The organism is Variovorax palleresanus, assembly GCF_051144945.1.
Lineage (GTDB): Bacteria > Pseudomonadota > Gammaproteobacteria > Burkholderiales > Burkholderiaceae_C > Variovorax > Variovorax paradoxus_S.
Genome location: NZ_JBJNVP010000002.1, coordinates 3,259,772 through 3,275,649, shown reverse-complemented (window position 1 = coordinate 3,275,649; position 15,878 = coordinate 3,259,772). Strand labels below are relative to the sequence as shown.

At 67.1% G+C, this 15,878-nt stretch carries 15 protein-coding genes; 7 read left to right on the top strand and 8 right to left on the bottom strand.

Going from position 1 to position 15,878, the window contains the following annotated elements:
* Positions 1-21: 21 nt before the first annotated feature.
* The 5 genes from ACJ7Z0_RS19255 to trpE form a co-directional block, all read right to left on the bottom strand.
* Positions 22-684: a LysE family translocator gene (locus ACJ7Z0_RS19255; protein WP_434791117.1), complete on the bottom strand. Its 663-nt coding sequence runs from the start codon at positions 682-684 to the stop codon at positions 22-24.
* A gap of 18 nt (positions 685-702) precedes the next feature.
* Positions 703-1,761 (bottom strand): low-specificity L-threonine aldolase, encoded by a 1,059-nt coding sequence (ltaE, locus tag ACJ7Z0_RS19250; RefSeq protein WP_434791116.1) that lies wholly within the window; start codon positions 1,759-1,761, stop codon positions 703-705.
* 122 nt (positions 1,762-1,883) lie between these two features.
* Entirely contained in the window at positions 1,884-2,468 is a 585-nt protein-coding gene (locus tag ACJ7Z0_RS19245; RefSeq protein ID WP_434791115.1) for an aminodeoxychorismate/anthranilate synthase component II, read from the bottom strand.
* Complete coding sequence (locus ACJ7Z0_RS19240; RefSeq protein ID WP_434791114.1) at positions 2,465-2,857, bottom strand: GxxExxY protein; 393 nt, start codon at positions 2,855-2,857, stop codon at positions 2,465-2,467. Before ACJ7Z0_RS19240 ends, ACJ7Z0_RS19245 begins: the two co-directional genes overlap by 4 nt.
* A complete protein-coding gene (trpE, locus tag ACJ7Z0_RS19235; RefSeq protein WP_434792690.1) occupies positions 2,854-4,356 on the bottom strand; it encodes an anthranilate synthase component I in 1,503 nt (500 codons plus the stop codon). Before trpE ends, ACJ7Z0_RS19240 begins: the two co-directional genes overlap by 4 nt.
* A gap of 327 nt (positions 4,357-4,683) precedes the next feature.
* Here trpE and ACJ7Z0_RS19230 point away from each other — a divergent pair, with 327 nt between their 5' ends.
* Complete coding sequence (locus tag ACJ7Z0_RS19230) at positions 4,684-5,289, top strand: chalcone isomerase family protein (protein ID WP_434791113.1); 606 nt, start codon at positions 4,684-4,686, stop codon at positions 5,287-5,289.
* A gap of 15 nt (positions 5,290-5,304) precedes the next feature.
* Here ACJ7Z0_RS19230 and gph read toward each other — a convergent pair whose 3' ends face one another.
* Positions 5,305-6,033: a phosphoglycolate phosphatase gene (gene gph, locus ACJ7Z0_RS19225; RefSeq protein WP_434791112.1), complete on the bottom strand. Its 729-nt coding sequence runs from the start codon at positions 6,031-6,033 to the stop codon at positions 5,305-5,307.
* 121 nt (positions 6,034-6,154) lie between these two features.
* Entirely contained in the window at positions 6,155-7,072 is a 918-nt protein-coding gene (locus tag ACJ7Z0_RS19220) for a LysR family transcriptional regulator (protein ID WP_434791111.1), read from the bottom strand.
* Positions 7,073-7,143: 71 nt separating this feature from the next.
* On the opposite strand from ACJ7Z0_RS19220, the gene ACJ7Z0_RS19215 reads away from it, so the two are divergent.
* The 6 genes from ACJ7Z0_RS19215 to ACJ7Z0_RS19190 all read left to right on the top strand — a co-directional run bounded on the left by ACJ7Z0_RS19215 (position 7,144) and on the right by ACJ7Z0_RS19190 (position 14,932).
* On the top strand, positions 7,144-8,553 hold the full coding sequence (locus ACJ7Z0_RS19215) for an aminotransferase family protein (protein WP_434791110.1): 1,410 nt from the start codon (positions 7,144-7,146) through the stop codon (positions 8,551-8,553).
* A gap of 47 nt (positions 8,554-8,600) precedes the next feature.
* Positions 8,601-9,578, top strand: coding sequence for a Bug family tripartite tricarboxylate transporter substrate binding protein (locus tag ACJ7Z0_RS19210; RefSeq protein WP_434791109.1), 978 nt, complete (start codon positions 8,601-8,603; stop codon positions 9,576-9,578).
* A complete protein-coding gene (locus tag ACJ7Z0_RS19205; protein ID WP_434791108.1) occupies positions 9,575-11,890 on the top strand; it encodes a N,N-dimethylformamidase beta subunit family domain-containing protein in 2,316 nt (771 codons plus the stop codon). Before ACJ7Z0_RS19210 ends, ACJ7Z0_RS19205 begins: the two co-directional genes overlap by 4 nt.
* 94 nt (positions 11,891-11,984) lie before the next feature.
* Entirely contained in the window at positions 11,985-13,610 is a 1,626-nt protein-coding gene (locus tag ACJ7Z0_RS19200; RefSeq protein WP_434791107.1) for a sensor histidine kinase, read from the top strand.
* Positions 13,607-14,290: a response regulator transcription factor gene (locus ACJ7Z0_RS19195; RefSeq protein ID WP_434791106.1), complete on the top strand. Its 684-nt coding sequence runs from the start codon at positions 13,607-13,609 to the stop codon at positions 14,288-14,290. Before ACJ7Z0_RS19200 ends, ACJ7Z0_RS19195 begins: the two co-directional genes overlap by 4 nt.
* A gap of 156 nt (positions 14,291-14,446) precedes the next feature.
* Positions 14,447-14,932 (top strand): SgcJ/EcaC family oxidoreductase, encoded by a 486-nt coding sequence (locus ACJ7Z0_RS19190; protein ID WP_434791105.1) that lies wholly within the window; start codon positions 14,447-14,449, stop codon positions 14,930-14,932.
* Between the two features lie 67 nt (positions 14,933-14,999).
* Here the strand turns inward: ACJ7Z0_RS19190 and ACJ7Z0_RS19185 are convergent, their stop codons facing one another.
* Positions 15,000-15,842, bottom strand: coding sequence for an ABC transporter substrate-binding protein (locus tag ACJ7Z0_RS19185; protein ID WP_434791104.1), 843 nt, complete (start codon positions 15,840-15,842; stop codon positions 15,000-15,002).
* Between the last annotated feature and the right edge of the window lie 36 nt (positions 15,843-15,878).

Here is a 15,878-nt window from a genome sequence, read left to right as displayed (position 1 = left end):
GGGAAGTCTCCTGGGTGTTTGTCAGTGTCCGGCGCGAACCGCCGGCGCGTCCGTGAACGCAAGCTTGAGGCCGAAGCCGATGAAGAGGACGCCCGCCGCGCGATCGAGCCAGTGCATGCCTTTTTGCACGGCGCCGCGGCGCGCCATCCAGCCAGCCGCCACGGCCCAGCCCACGTTGACGGGGATCGCATTGAGGTTGAACAGCACGCCCAGCAGCACGAAGTACAGGGCCTTGTTGTCCGCACCAGGCGCGATGAACTGCGGCACGAAAGCCAGGAAGAACAACGCCACCTTGGGGTTGAGCACGTTCGTCCAGAACCCGCCGAGGAAGATCGCCTTGAGGCTGCGTTCCCCGCTCACCGCGGCCGCGGCCTTGTCCAGGTCTGCGGGCGGCGCCGCGCGAGACAGCACCATGCGCACGCCAAGGTAGAGCAGATAGGCCGCACCGACGTACTTGAGCACCGTGAAGGCCGCCGCAGACGTGGCCATCAGGGTGCCGACGCCGACTGCGGCGGCAAAGATGTGAACGAAGCAGCCGGCGGTGATGCCGAGCCCGGCGACGGTGCCGGCGCGCACGCCGGAGCGCAGCGAATTCGTCACGACGTAGAGCACGTCGGGGCCCGGAGTGAGGTTCAGCAGCCAGCCGGCGGCGATGAAAGCGAGCAGATGCGGGAGATCGGGCATCGCACGGCTCCTCGAGGTTCAGGCGTTGAAGAAGCCGCGGATGGCGGCAACGGCGCGGTCCACGCCGGCGGCATCGACATCGAGGTGCGTGACGAAGCGCAGCCGATAGAGCCCGGTCGCAAGAATGCCCTGCTGGTTCAGGTGCGCCAGCAGCTCCGCCGAACGCGCCTGCGCCGCGCCCGTGAGATCGACGAACACGATGTTCGTGTGCGGCGCCTCGACCTTCAGGCCCTCGATGCCTTCGAGCCCCTCCGCCAGGCGCCGGGCCGATGCATGGTCTTCAGCCAGCCGGTCGACGTGGTGGTCGAGCGCATGCGAAGCCGCCGCGGCAAGCAGGCCGGCTTGCCGCATGCCGCCGCCCGCCATCTTGCGGATACGGTGCGCCCGCGCGATGAACTCGCGCGAACCGGCCAGCGCCGAGCCGATGGGTGCCCCAAGGCCCTTGCTGAAGCAGACCGAGGCGCTGTCGAAGCATTGCGCGATGCGGCGTGCTTCGGCGCGGATGTCGCTGCGCTTGTTCAGCGCCGCCTGCGCCGTTGCGGCGTTGAAGAGGCGGGCCCCGTCCAGGTGCCGCTGCAGCCCCTTGCTCCTGGCCAGATCGGTCGCGGCCTGCACGTATTCAAAAGGCAGCAGCTTGCCGCCCAGCGTGTTCTCCAGCGCCAGCAGCCGCGTGCGTGCAAAGTGCGCGTCGTCGGGCTTGACGGCCGCTTCGATCTGCGCGAGCGGCAGCGTGCCGTCGGGCGCATGGTCGAGAGGCTGCGGCTGCACGCTGCCGAACACCGCAGCGCCGCCGCCTTCCCAACGGTAGCAATGCGCCTGCTGGCCGACGATGTATTCGTCGCCCCGACCGCAATGGGAGAGGATCGCGCACAGGTTGCTCTGCGTGCCGGTGGGCACGAAGAGCGCCGCCTCGAAGCCCAGCAGCGCGGCGATCTTTTCCTGCAGCGCGTTGACGCTCGGGTCGGTGCCGAAGACGTCGTCGCCGAGCGGCGCCGCCATCATGGCCTCGCGCATCGCCGGGGTGGGCTGCGTGACGGTGTCGCTGCGCAGATCGACGATGGAATGAGAGGTCGACATGTCTTTGGATCCTTAGCGGGAATACCGCGGAACCGGCTCTGCCGGGCCGCTGGTATTGCCCCCGGCGAGGGGGTTGGCGAAGCGACAAGAAGTGCGCGAAGGCTGGGGGAGAGCCATGCTGGTCAATCCAGGAAGTTCTTGAGCATGGCGTGGCCGTGCTCAGTGAGGATCGATTCGGGGTGGAACTGCACGCCCTCGATGCGCACGTCGTGTGCAAAGCCGGTGTGCCGCACGCCCATGATCTCGCCGTCGTCGGTCCAGGCGGTGATCGCCAATTCCTTCGGGCAGCTTTCGCGCTCGATGGACAGCGAGTGATAGCGGTTGACGGTGAACTTCTCGGGCAGCCCCGCGAACACGCCTTCCTGCGTGGTCGTGATCTCGCTGGTCTTGCCGTGCATCAGCTGCTGCGCGCGCACGATCTTGCCGCCGAAGGCCGCGCCGATGGCCTGGTGGCCGAGACACACGCCAAGAATCGGCAGCTTGCCCGCGAATTCCTTGATGGCCGCCACCGAAACGCCCGCTTCCGCCGGCGAACAAGGGCCCGGCGACACCACGAGCCGCGTGACACCCGAGGCGATCAGCTCGCCGATCTGCGCCACGCTGATCTCGTCGTTGCGGTGCACCTGAACATCCGCACCCAGCTCGCCCAGGTACTGGACGATGTTGTAGGTGAAGGAATCGTAGTTGTCGATCATCAGCAGTTTCATGGCTTGCTCACAATCCGGTGCACGCCCTTGACGACGGGGAACACGTTGAAGTTGATCAATAGGCCCAGCTTGAGGCCCGAGAGCCGCAGCGCGGCGAGCACCTGCGCGCGGTGCAGGTCGGTCAGCACGTCGACCGCCTTGAGCTCGACGATGACCGACTGCTCGACCACGAAAGCCGCGCGATACACCTCGCCAAGCGAACGGCCCTTGTAGCTCGCCGACAGCGCCACGCCCTGCGCAAAGCCGATCTCGCGCTCGGCGAGTTCGATGGCCAGGGCCGCGGCGTAGGCGTCTTCACTCAGGCCCGTGCCGAGCACGCGCTGAACCTCGACGGCGGCGCCGATGATTTCGTGCGAGAAATCGTTCTGGATGTCCGGTACGTTGCTCATTCCAGTCCCTCCTCGACCAACTCGGCGGCGCGCAGCAGTGCGCGCGCCTTGGCTTCCGTTTCTTTCCACTCCAGCTCGGGCACCGAATCGGCGACCACGCCGGCCGCGGCCTGCACGTGCAGCATCTGATCCTTCACGATGCCGGTGCGGATGGCGATGGCCACGTCCATGTCGCCCGCATAGCTGATGTAGCCGCAGGCGCCGCCGTAGAGGCCGCGCTTGGTGGGCTCCAGCTGGTCGATGAGTTCCATCGCGTGCACCTTGGGCGCGCCGGTGAGCGTGCCGGCCGGGAACGTGGCCTTGAGCACGTCGATGGCGGTCATGCCGTCTTTCAGCGTGCCCTCGACATTGCTCACGATGTGCATCACGTGGCTGTAGCGCTCCACCGCAAAGGCCTCGGTCACCTTCACGGTACCGGTCTTGGCGATGCGGCCGATGTCGTTGCGCGCGAGGTCGATCAGCATCACGTGCTCGGCGCGCTCCTTCGGGTCGTTGATGAGTTCTTCCTCGGCCGCCTTGTCGAGCTCCAGCGAGGCGCCGCGCGGGCGCGTGCCGGCCAGCGGGCGGATGGTGATCTTCTGCTCGCCCTCGCCGGTGTTCTCCTGGCGCACCAGGATTTCGGGCGAGGCCCCCACCACGTGGAAATCGCCCAGGTGGTAGTAGTACATGTAGGGCGACGGATTCAGCGAACGCAGCGCGCGGTACAGCGACAGCGGCGACTCGGTGTAGCGCTTGCTGATGCGCTGCCCCACCTGCACCTGCATGAAGTCGCCGGCGGCGATCATCTCCTTGGCGCGCTCCACGGCCGCGAGGTAGTCGGCCTTGGCAAAGCTGCGCTCGGGCGGATGCGGCTGCGTGGGCTTCACCACGGGCGCGCTCACCGAATACTTGAGCTTTTCCTTCAGCTCGCGCAGGCGGCGCTTGCCCGTCGCATAGGCCTCGGGCTGCTTCGGATCGGCATAGACGATCAGGTAGAGCTTGCCCGAGAGGTTGTCGATGACGGCAAGCTCTTCGCACTGCAGCAGCAGGATGTCGGGGCAGCCCAGCGCATCGGGCGGACAGCTTTTTTCGAGCTTGCGCTCGATGTGGCGCACCGTGTCGTAGCCGAAGTAGCCAGCAAGGCCGCCGCAAAAACGCGGCAGGCCCGGCCGCAGCGCCACCTTGAAGCGCTTCTGGTACTCGGCAACAAAATCCAGCGGATTGCCCGCGGCGGTCTCGACCACGTGGCCGTCGGTCACCACCTCGGTCACGGCCTCGGCGCCGAAGCCCGACGCGCGCAGCAGTGTGCGAGCCGGCAGTCCGATGAAGCTGTAGCGCCCGAAGCGCTCGCCGCCCACCACCGATTCGAGCAGGAAGCTGTGCTTGCCGCCGCCCTGCGAATGAGCCAGCTTGAGGTAGAGGGAAAGAGGCGTTTCGAGGTCGGCAAAGGCCTCGGCCATCAGCGGAATACGGTTGTAGCCCTGGGCGCTGAGGCTCTTGAATTCAAGTTCGGTGATCACGGATTCGTTCTCCAATTGCCTCCGGCGCTCGAGTTCGGCCGGTGGCAAGGTCATTCACTGGTGGTCCGGAGTCGATGAGCGATCCGGTACCGCGGGCGCACGGCGTGCGCCGTGCAATCAAACAGTCAGCGATGTATGGCGACGCCAGGGCCAGGCTCCCCGGCTGCCTTCACCTGTTTGAATGATGTGATGAACGAACATGGAACGTGGAGTTTAGCCCACGAAAACGCCGCCGCGTGCAACAGCTCGCTTCAGGGTTCCCCCGAGGGGGACGGGGTAGAACGAAAAGATACATTAGCACGATCGTTCGCAAATCGAGGAGATCCTTTGGCCGCACCTTCGCTCCCGACCCCGTCGTTCTCCCGCCTGGCCGCCCTGGCCTTCGCTTCGGCCGTGCTCGGCGCCTCGGCCGCCCAGGTCGACGTGGCCGGCGTCAAGCTGAACGACACCCTCGACCTGCGCGGCAGCACCCTGCAGCTCAATGGCGCGGGCGTGCGCTACAAGGCCGTGTTCAAGGTCTACGCGGCGGGGTTCTACTTGGGCAAGAAAGTCTCCACGCCCGAAGAAGCGCTGGCCGCGCCGGGCCCCAAGCGCGTGGCAATCACCATGTTGCGCGACATCGAGGCCAACGAGCTCGGCAAGCTCTTCACCAAGGGCGTGGAAGAAAACTCGCCCAAGAGCGAAATGGTCAACCTCATTCCGGGGCTGCTTCGCATGGGCCAGATGTTCGCCGACCAGAAGCAGCTCAAGGCCGGCGACACCTTCACCATCGACTGGCTGCCCGGCACGGGCACGGTGATCACCGTGCGCGGCGTGGCGCAGCCCGACCCGATCAAGGAACAGGCCTTCTTCAACGCGCTGCTGCGCATCTGGCTCGGCCCCGTGCCGGCCGACTGGAAACTGAAGGACGCGCTGCTCGGAAAGCAGCCGTAGCCGCGGCCTTCCGGCTCAGGCCGCCGCGCGATCGAGTTCGGCGAGCGAATCCACGAAGCCGTCGGCATCCACGCCGCGCACCGGCTCGCCATGGTTGTAGCCATAGGTCACGAGCAGCACCGGACAGCCGGCCGCACGCGCGGCCTTGGCGTCGTTGCTCGAGTCGCCGATCATCAACGTGCGCGCAGGAACGGTGCCCAGCGCTTCGCAGGTCTTCAAGAGCGGCAGCGGGTCCGGCTTCTTGCGCGCGAAGGCATCGCCACCGAAGGCGAACTCGAAGAAGCCATCGAGCCCCTTGGTGGCCAGCAGCGGCTTGGCGAACGAAGTCGGCTTGTTGGTGAGGCAGGCCAGGCGCAGGCCGCGCGACCGAAGTGCCTTGAGCCCCTCGACCACGCCCGGGTACACCGCCGAGTGCTGTCCGTTGATGGCCAGGTAGTGGTGCTGGTAGCGCTCCCAGGCCCGGTCGAACAGCGCTTGCGCCTGTGCCTGCAGCGCCTCCGCGCCGGCACCCGCCGCGGCGCCTTCGCTGGAAGACATCACATGCGCCAGCGCCGAAAGAATCAGGTGCTCCGAACCCTTGCCCACCATTTTCTCGATGGCTGCCGGAGCCACTGGCGGCAACGAGAGGTCGGCGAGCATGTGGTTCAGCGACACCGCAAAATCGCCGAGCGTGTCGACCATGGTGCCGTCGAGATCGACGATGGCGGCATCGAAGCGGGTGGGGTCGAAGCTAATAGAGTTCAAGACAAGCGAATGGAGTTGCGAAAACCATCCGTCACTTTACAGAACATCGAAAAGCAGAGTTCGGAGCATGTCGAGGACCCCGGACCATGGACAGAAGCGGCGCGACCCCGGCTTGGCCTGTTCAGGCCGATGGCCGGAACCCGGAAAGGGCAAACATCCTTGCCTTGAGGGCCTCGATGAATGCGATCACGCGCGCGGGCCTGTAGATGCCGGGAGGCAGCGCGACATGAATGGCGATGGGTTCGAGCCACCAGTTCGCCAGCACACGCTGCACCCGGCCGGTCTTGAGGTCTTCCTGGCACATCCAGGGGGCCGCCGCGCCGATACCGGCTCCATTGAGAATCGCGCGGTAGCTCGACAGCAGGCTGTCGGTCTGGATCGGCGTGTCGAGCATCACCATGCGGGAGCGGCCCGATCGATCCAGCATGCGCACGTTGCCGGTCACGTAGGGCACGAGCCCGACGCAGGGCAACTGCGAAAGGCGCGCGATGCTGACGGGCCCCAGCTTCCTGAGCAATTCAGGCGTGGCGATCAGCACGCGTTCCATCGTGCCGAGCTTGCGGCTCACCAATCCAGGATCGCGCACCTCGCCCACGCAGACCCAGCAATCCGCTCCCCATGCGGTCAGGTCGAGCACCCGATCGGTCAGCGTGAGTTCGACGCGCAACGCGGGATGTGCCGCGCGCAGGTCGGTCACCGCGTCGGTCAGGAAGCCCGTTCCGTACCCCGAAGGGCCGATCACGCGCAGCGTGCCTTCGGGCCGGCTCTGCCCGCCCTTCAGGCGTTGCGACAGGCCTGACCAGCGGTCGCCGAGGTCGCGGGCCTCGACGAGCAGCGAGCGCCCTTCGTCGGTGAGCGAAAAGCTTGCGGTCGTGCGCAGCGCAAGCTTGCAGCCGAGCAGCCGCTCCAGTTCGAGCAGCCGCCGGCTGACCGTGGGCTGCGTCGTGCCCAGCAGCCGCGCCGCCTTGCTGAGCGATCCGCTCTCGCCGATCTTCTGGAAAGTGTCGAGCAGGTCGAGCCGGTCATGTACGTGCTTCATACGGCGAACGTATAGCACTTCATCACTCCATGCGTCTACCGCAAAGCGGCCGCGATTCGTATCGTCGGGTCATGAACACCTCGAACTCCCCCGCGACCGGCATCGCCCGGATCGGTGACGAGCCCAAGGGCGGCTCCGTCCTCGGCTTCTACGCACCCAAGGGGTCGGCCCGTCCGCCGCGCGTCGCCCGCGGCGAAGGCATCTTTCTGTGGGATGCGAACGGCAAGCGCTATCTCGACGCAACCGCCGGCGCCGTCGTCGCGAACATAGGCCACGGCAATCCGCGCGTGCTGGCCGCGATGACCGAACAGGCATCGAAGGTGACCTTCGCGTATCCGCGCTTTTTCGAGAGCGAGCACAACATCGCGCTGGCCGACCGCGTCTGCGGACTCGCGGGCGAAGGCTTCGACCGCGCATTTTTCGTATCGGGTGGATCGGAGGCCAACGAGGCTGCGATCAAGCTCGCGCGCCAGTACGCGGTCGTGACCGGCCAGGGCAGCCGCTCGAAGGTGATCTCGCGCGATCCGAGCTACCACGGCTCGACGCTCGGCGCGCTGGCGGTCACGGGCGATGCCAACACGCTCAACCTGTACGGCCCGATGGTCCGCCCGATGCCCAAGGTGCCGGCGCCCTTGTCATACCGCTTGCCCGATGGCCATACGGTCGAGTCGCACGAGAAGGCATGCGCCGACGCGCTCGAACAAACCATCCTGCGCGAAGGCCCGGAGACGGTGCTGGCCTTCATCCTCGAACCCATCGGCGGCCTCTCGACCGGCGCGGTGGTTTCCTCGGCGGCGTACTTCCAGCGCGTGCGCGAGATCTGCGACCGCCATGGCGTGCTGGTGATCTTCGACGAAATCATGAGCGGCGCCGGCCGCACCGGCGCCTTCCTTGCCGCGCACCACTGGGAGGGCGCGCGCCCCGACCTCGTCACGCTCGCCAAGGGCCTGGCCGCCGGCTACACGCCGCTCGGTTGCCTGCTCGCACCGAACAGGGTGGTCGATGCGATTGCGGGTGCCGGCGGCTTCGTGCACGGCCACACCTACTTCACGAATCCGCTGTCGTGCGCGGTCGCGCGCGCGGTGGTCGACGAGGTCGTGCGGCAAGACCTCGTGACCCGCGCGCGCGACATGGGCGAACTGCTGATGGCACGCCTGCGCGACATCGCATCGCACTCGCCGATCGTCGGCGACGTGCGCGGCAAGGGCCTGCTCACGGCCATCGAGATCGTCTCGGACAAGGCCACGCGCAGCCAGCTGCCGGTCGCTTTCAACGCACCTGCGCGGCTCACCGAGCACGGCTTGAAGCATGGCATCGCGCTCTACAACCGCCGGGCGAACCTCGGCGCTTTCGGCGATTTCCAGATGATCACGCCGCCGCTCACGATCACCGAAACGGAGATCGACGAGCTGGCCGACCTGCTCGAAAAGTCGCTGGCCGATCTCGCCGACGAGATCGCACGCAAGGGCCTCGCGCACTGAACCCGGCGACCGCACCGATTTCGCAACCCCACCCAGGAAAGCCTCCGATGAAGCTCTCGTTCACTCTCAGGGCCACGCTCGCCTGCGCCGCATTGGCCTTCGCCGCCGCGGCCGCGGCACAGATCAACACCGCGCACGGCCCGCTGAAGCTCATCGTCGGCTACCCGGCTGGCGGCTCGGCCGACGTGCAGGCACGCACGCTCGCCGACAAGCTGGCCGCCGAACTCGGCACGACCGTCGTCGTCGACAACCGCACCGGCGCGGGCGGCGCGATCGCGGCCGACTACGTTCGCACGGCGCCGGCGGACGGACTCACCGTGTTGCTCGCCAACATGCACATGATGGTCATGCTGCCGCTCACCACGAAGTCGGTGCGCTACGACCCGGTCAGGGACTTCAAGCCCGTCGGCCGCATCGCGAGCTTCTACGTAGGCATCGCTGTCCCCGCGGAGCTGCCGGCCAAGGATGTGAAGCAATGGCTCGACATTGCCGCCAAGGACCCGAAGAAGGCCAACTACGGCGTGCCCGCTCCGGGCAGCGTCGCGCAATTCATAGGCTACCGCTTGGGCAGCGATGCCAAGGCGGGCCTCGTGGCCGCGCCCTACCGAGGGGCGGCGCCGCTGGTGCAAGACCTGCTCGGCAACCAGATCTCGGCCGGCATCATTCCCATTGCCGATCTCGTCGCGCACCAGCAGTCGGGCAAGCTCAAGGTGCTGGCGGTGAATGGCGCCAAACGCGCCGCATTGCTGCCCGACGTGCCGACGCTCAAGGAACTCGGCCAGCCGCACTTCGACAACCTGGAATGGACCGGCCTCTTCGTGCCGGCCGGCACGCCGCGGCCCATCGTCGACCAGCTGCATGCGGCACTCGGCAAGGCGCTTGCCAACAAGGACGTGCAGGAACGGCTGCTGAAGCTCAGCAGCGATCCGAATCCGAGCACGCCCGAAGAACTCTCGGCCCTCATCGCCGACGACATCAAGCGCTGGGGACCGGTGGTGAAGGCCTCGGGCTTCACGTCGGAATGACAGCGACCGCCCCGCACCCGATCCCGCCGCACAAACCGCTGCAGCTGCCCGGCCTCCACGGCTACGCCGATGCCAAGACGGTGGCGGCGGGCGATCTCGTCCGCTTTCACGTCAGCAGCGACGTGCCTTACGAATTCGCGGTCTGCCGGCTGGGCAGCGACGTCGAAGGACGCAGCGACGACGTGGCGCTCGAAGCGTTCGCGCCGCATCGGGCGCGCGTTCAGCCGATCCACCCCGGCTCCTACGTGCATGTCGAACGTGGTTTGCCGGCCGGCCTGCCGCTGCGCGGATTGAGCTTCGAATGCTGGATCAAGCCCTGGACGGTCGACGTCAGGCAGACCATCGTCAGCCAGCACGACGACCTCGCGCACCGCGGCTTTGCGCTCTTCATCGAACCAGGGGGCGCGCTGTCGTTCCACCTGGGAGACAACGCCGCGCCATCGCACGGCCGGCTCGCGACGCGTCGTTGGCAGCACATTGCCGCCACGTGGAACGGCGAGTTCGCGACGCTCTGCATCGATGGGGTGTGCGTGGCGGAGTGGCCCGCACTGCAGGCCGTCGAGCCCGCCACCGCGCCGCTGCGGCTCGGCGCAAGCGCCATCGACGGCCAGGCCGACCTGTTCCTCGAGGCCGACCTCGTCATGCCGGCGCTGTACGACCGGGCGCTGTCGGCCGGCGAAATTGCCGCGCGCCGCGAGCAACGCGGCTTGCAGATCGCAACGGGCCGTTCGGTGCTCGCCTGCTGGCCGCTGCGGGAAGAGCGCGGGTCGCAAGTGGCCGATGCCAGCGGGCATCAACGCACCGGCCGCATCGTCAACCACGCAACCTGGATGATCGTCGGCCCGGCCTTCGAGCCCGGCAAGGTAGGCCACTGCGAAGAAGACGAATCTCCCTACGACCCGCTCCACGATCCGACGCGCGGGCACGGCCTGCGTTTTGCCGGCGACGATCTCTACGATTGCCGCTGGGACGCGGTGCACGAATTCCGCGTTCCCGGCGACGCCAGGTCGGGCGTGTACGTCGGACGCGCGCGCTTCGACATCGAAGGCCGCAAGGCGGATTACGACATCACCTTCATCGTGCGCAAGCCGGCGCACGCGGCGCCGGCCCCCATCCTCGTGCTGTGCGCGGTCAACAGCTGGCTCGCCTACGCCACCACGCCATTCGCGAAGAACGTGGTCGACGATCCGGTGTGGCCGCGCCGTTCGGAGGGCCTGGAGAACAGCCATCCCGAAGCGCCGGCCTACAGCAGCTACGTCTACCACCGCCACGGCCAGCCCTGCTACCAGGTCGGCCTGCGCATGCCCTGGCCCAATGCCAGCCCCAATGCGCTCTACGACCCGGCCGCGAGCGGCTTCAGCCAGTGGACGCGGCTCGAACGCCACCTGCACGTGTGGCTCGACAAGCAGGGCTACGACTACGACGTGATCGGCGACATCGACCTGCACCGCGACCCGTCTCTGCTTGCGCGCTACAAGACCGTCTTCATCAACGGCCACAGCGAATACTGGTCGCTGCCCGGCGTGGAGGGGCTGGACGATTTCCTGAGGCGCGGCGGCAGCGCGGTCGTGCTGTCGGGCAACACCATGTACCTGCGCGTGAGCTACGACGAGGACTTCACCGTCATGGAACAGCGGAAGGTGAACGGGCCCGATCACGACGACGCCAGGCCGCCCGTCGGCCCGCCGGCAGGCGCGTTCGGCGAGCAGTACCACAGCCAGGACTGGGCGCGCGGCGGACGGCTCAAGGCATCGGGCCGGCCGGCCGCCGGCATCATCGGCCTCGAAACCGCGGGTTGGGCCTTCGCCGATGGCGACGACTTCGGCGTCTACCACGTCGAGCTGCCGGCGCATGCGCTCTTCAACGAGCCGCAGCCGCTGGGCCTCGGCAAGGGCGAAACCTTCGGCCACGCGCCCGGCGGCGGGTTGCCGCGCGCCATCGGGCACGAGTGGGACCTGACCCTCTCGAGCCTCGCGAAGATGACGAAGCGGCTCCCCACGGGCGCTTCCCTGCCCGTCGCGCAAGAGGGCATCGAAGTCATCGCCAAGGGCATCCGGCGCGTCCCGGGCAAGTCGGACGCCTATCTCGACTACTACTCGAGGCTCACCGAATCGCTCGACGGACTCTCGGCCGAAATGATCTATTGGGAGCGGCCGCAAGGCGGGCGCGTGTTTCATGCGGGCGCAGTCGGCGCGGCCTGGGTGATCGGCAGCGACCCGCTCTTCGGAAAACTGCTCGGCAATGTGCTGCATCGTTTCGGCGTGGCACCCACGAATCTCACGCGAGCCCGCACCAGCAAGACTGCACCGTGACCAGGGCGCGGAACGATGCCGGCCAATCCGCGCTGGACGAGAACGTTCATCTGATGTTCATGCAGAAGCCCGCACCGCGCCGCTACAGTGCCTCATGTTCCGACTCCGCCTTTCCCTCGCATTTGCCGTTCTCGTCGCGCTGGTCTGCATCCAGGCCGGCTTCGTCTACTGGGGATCGAACCGGGTCAACGACTACGCCCAGCACAGCCGGCTGGCCAGCGACATCCTGTCGGAACTGCTGGAACTCTCGGCCAGCAAGCAGCGGCTGCGGGTCTGGGCGTCCCAGCAGCTGATGGGTGCGAACGCATCGCCCGAGGTGCGCGACAGCCAGCTGGCGCGCATGCAGGCCAGCACGGAAACGCTCAGGCAGTTCGCGCGCCGCGACCTTTCCCTGTGGGGCGGGATCGCGGAACGCGAAGGCGTGCCCATCCCGCCGGAAGTCGTCGAGCTGGTCGCCGTCAGCGACCTGCTCAACGACAACATCGCCGCGGTCCGCGCCCGACTGCTGAAACTCGCACCGCTGGAGCGTGGCGCCGAGTTCGCCAGCGTCTGGCAGGAGCTGAACGAAGTCTTCGACAAGGCACGCGGCCGTGATCTGCGCGAGTTGATCAACGGCGCCATCGAGCGGCAGCGCAACGTGATGCCGGTTGCCCGCGCGGCGACCGAGCGGGGCCTGGACCAATTGCGCCAGCAGGCCATCGGCCTCGCGGCCCTCACGCTGGCGGCCGCCGTCCTGCTGGCGCTGTACCTGAACCAGCGGCTGCAGCGGCCGCTGGACCGTCTGCTCGAAGGCACGCGGGCCTTGCGGGCCGGCGCACTCGACCACCGCATCGCGCTGGGTTCGCGCGACGAGTTCGACCGGGTTGCCGAACATTTCAATGCGATGGCCGCCGAACTGCAGCGGCACCGGCTCGACGCCGATGCCGCGCGCCGCCGGCTCGAGGAGGCCGTTCTGGAGCGCACCAGCGAGCTGAGCGCCGCGCACGAAACCCTGCAACAGATCGACCAGCGGCGCCGCCAGCTTCTCGCCGATCTCAGCCACGAGCTTCGCACGCCGGCCACGGCCATCCGCGGCGAGGCGGAGATCGCGCTGCGCGGCGCAGACAAGCCGCTTGCCGAGTACCGGCAGACGCTGACGCGCATCGTGGGTGGCGTGAAGCAGCTCACCGGCGTGATCGACGACCTGCTCCTGGTCGCCAAGGCCGAGGCCGACCAGCTGGCGATGCACGTCGACGCGGTCGACCTCTCGGAGCTGCTGGGCGACGCCACCGAAATGGCCGAGGCGCTGGGTGCGCGGCACAACGTTCGCGTTCAGCTCGAGCCCCCCGGCGCCGAGGCGCCCGCGGTCACGCTGCAGGCCGATGCCGACCGTCTCCGGCAGGCCCTCGTCATCGTGCTCGACAACGCGGTGCGCTATTCGCGCAGTGACGGGACGGTGCAGGTGAGCTGGCAGCTGATCGACGGCCGCGTGCAGGTGGTGGTGGCCGATGAGGGGATCGGCATCGACGAGGACGAGTTGCCGAAGGTGTTCGATCGCTTCGTCCGCGGTCGCCGCGCACGCATTCATCGGGCCGACGGCACCGGCATCGGGCTGTCGATCGCGCAGGCCATCGTGCATGCCCATCACGGCCGCATCGACATCGCTAGCATTCCCTCGCACGGCACCACGGTGCGGATCGAACTGCCGTGCCAATTTTCCGTCCGGACCCAACGAACATGAACATCCTGGTTGTCGAAGACGACGCGCGCGTCGCCGACTTTCTGCTGCGGGGCCTGAGCGCCGAGGGTTACCGCGTGCAGCTGGCGCGCACCGGCCCCGAAGGCCTCGAACTCGCGCGCAGCAACGAGCTGTCCGTGCTCCTGCTGGACCTGATGCTTCCCGGCCTGAGCGGCCTGGAGCTGTGCCAGACGCTGCGCGCCGAAGGCAACCATGTGCCGGTCCTGATGCTCACGGCGTTGAGCAACACCGAGGACAAGGTGAGCGGCCTGCGCCTGGGCGCCGACGACTACCTCACCAAGCCCTTTGCGTTCGAGGAGCTCCTGGCGCGCATCGAGGCCCTGCTTCGCCGCGGCCGGGAGCAAAGGCCAAGGGCCACCACGCTGCAGGTGGCAGACCTCGTTCTCGACCGGGAGCGCATGGAGGTGACCCGTGCCGGCAAGCTCGTCCCGCTCACGGCCAAGGAGCTTGCCTTCCTCGAACTGTTGATGGCGGCGCCCGGCCGTGTCTACAGCCGGGAGCGCATCCTTTCCAATGTGTGGGGCACGAACGAAGATCCGCTCACCAACATCGTCGACGTGTATGTACGTCGCCTGCGCGCCAAGATCGACGACGGCCATCCCGTTGCGTTGTTGAAGACGGTGCGCGGCCTGGGCTATCGGCTGGACGCGGAGCCGGGCTGAGGCGGTTCATCCGATATTCATGTGCGCGTCACCCGGGGTTCATCGCGAAGCCCCGGTGGCGTTCATGGAGAGACCGAAGAATGAAGTCCTGTATCGCAAGACGATGCAGCGCCGGTGATGCCGGCGATTGACTACCCATTGCAAAAGGAAAACTCCATGAATGTGCTTCGTACGCTCTCCCTCTCGGCAACCACCGCGGCAGTCCTCGCCATTTCAACCTCTGCCTTTGCGCAGACGCCGGCAGCGGGGATCTGCGTGCCAGCGACCGAGCCGCAGATCGCGGCGCTGTTCGACCGCTGGAACGACTCGCTGCGCACGCTGGATGCCGACAAGGTCGTTGCCAACTACGCAGTCGACGGCGTACTGCTGCCGACCGTCTCGAACCAGCCGCGCACCAATCCGGCCGAGGTCCGCGACTACTTCGTCAAGTTCCTGAAGGACGCGCCGCAGGGCACGATCGACCACCGCATCATCAAGATCGGTTGCAACGTGGCGCAGGACGTCGGCACCTACACCTTCAAGTTCAAGGACGGCAAGAAAGTGCATGCCCGCTACACCTACGTCTACGAGTGGGTCAACGGCCAATGGCTGATCGCTCACCACCACTCTTCGGCGATGCCCGAGGTCACCGCGCGCAAGTAACCCCCTTCATCCCTGGCGCCCGGAGGCCGGGCGCCAGGGAGATGCTTTCCGCCGGGCGTGAGCGCGGTCAGGGCAGGAGTTCGAACTTGAGTTCCGCCAGCGGCATGACCTTTTCTTCGCGCGTCATCTTGTATTCGGTGTTCGGGCCGAGCCACTTCGCCCAGATCTTGTCGAGCTCGCCCGACTTCTCCAGCGCGTAGAGCGCGCCGTTCACCTTGGCCAGCAGCGCCGGCTCGTCCTTCTTCATGCCGACGCCGATGGGCTGCAGCACCATCGGTTCCTTGATCATCTTCAGCGCCACGCCTTCGGTCTTCGACTGGTTGACCAGCTTGGTGATGGTCATCGTGTTCGCAACCATGCCGACCGACTTGTTTTGCTGCACCGCCATGAAGGCCGAGCCCGTGTCCTGGAAGGTGACCGGCTCGGAGCCGTTCATCTTGATCGACAGCTCGGAGGTCGAGCCCTTGGTCGAGCTCAGGCGCTTGCCCTTGAAGTCGGCCTTGGCCGTGCCCGGGTCGGAAGCCTTCACCGCCAGCATTTCCTTGGCCACGTAGTACGGGTCGCTGAACTGGATCTGTTCGCCGCGGCTCTTGGTGTAGGCCAGGTTGGCGACGGTCACGTCGACGCGCCCGAGCTTGACCTCGGGCACGCGCGCCTCCACCGACAACGGCGTGACCTTGGCCGCGAGGCCGAGTTCCTTGGCCAGCGCATTGCACAGGTCGACGTCGTGGCCCACCATCTCGCGCGTCTTCGGATCGGGGGCGGCGAAGGGCGGCACGTCGGCGAAGGTGCCGCAGCGCAGTTCCTTGCGCTGGCTGATGTCGCTCCACTGGTCGGCGAGGGCCAGCAAAGGCGCGGCGCAAAGGCAGGCGCCAATGGCGGCAAGACGGAAAGCGGTTCTGTTCGACATGCTGGACTCCTGGATAAATTCGAGGGGATGAAGAAA

What these genes read in the sequence shown, in the direction of transcription:
- ACJ7Z0_RS19245 (WP_434791115.1), bottom strand. Translation starts at nt 2,468, where the DNA reads ATGAAACTGCTGATGATCGACAACTACGATTCCTTCACCTACAACATC.
- ACJ7Z0_RS19220 (WP_434791111.1), bottom strand. Translation starts at nt 7,072, where the DNA reads ATGAAGCACGTACATGACCGGCTCGACCTGCTCGACACTTTCCAGAAG.
- ACJ7Z0_RS19195 (WP_434791106.1), top strand. Translation starts at nt 13,607, where the DNA reads ATGAACATCCTGGTTGTCGAAGACGACGCGCGCGTCGCCGACTTTCTG.
- ACJ7Z0_RS19185 (WP_434791104.1), bottom strand. Translation starts at nt 15,842, where the DNA reads ATGTCGAACAGAACCGCTTTCCGTCTTGCCGCCATTGGCGCCTGCCTT.
- ltaE (WP_434791116.1), bottom strand. Translation starts at nt 1,761, where the DNA reads ATGTCGACCTCTCATTCCATCGTCGATCTGCGCAGCGACACCGTCACG.
- ACJ7Z0_RS19190 (WP_434791105.1), top strand. Translation starts at nt 14,447, where the DNA reads ATGAATGTGCTTCGTACGCTCTCCCTCTCGGCAACCACCGCGGCAGTC.
- ACJ7Z0_RS19215 (WP_434791110.1), top strand. Translation starts at nt 7,144, where the DNA reads ATGAACACCTCGAACTCCCCCGCGACCGGCATCGCCCGGATCGGTGAC.
- ACJ7Z0_RS19210 (WP_434791109.1), top strand. Translation starts at nt 8,601, where the DNA reads ATGAAGCTCTCGTTCACTCTCAGGGCCACGCTCGCCTGCGCCGCATTG.
- ACJ7Z0_RS19205 (WP_434791108.1), top strand. Translation starts at nt 9,575, where the DNA reads ATGACAGCGACCGCCCCGCACCCGATCCCGCCGCACAAACCGCTGCAG.
- ACJ7Z0_RS19200 (WP_434791107.1), top strand. Translation starts at nt 11,985, where the DNA reads ATGTTCCGACTCCGCCTTTCCCTCGCATTTGCCGTTCTCGTCGCGCTG.
- ACJ7Z0_RS19240 (WP_434791114.1), bottom strand. Translation starts at nt 2,857, where the DNA reads ATGAGCAACGTACCGGACATCCAGAACGATTTCTCGCACGAAATCATC.
- ACJ7Z0_RS19255 (WP_434791117.1), bottom strand. Translation starts at nt 684, where the DNA reads ATGCCCGATCTCCCGCATCTGCTCGCTTTCATCGCCGCCGGCTGGCTG.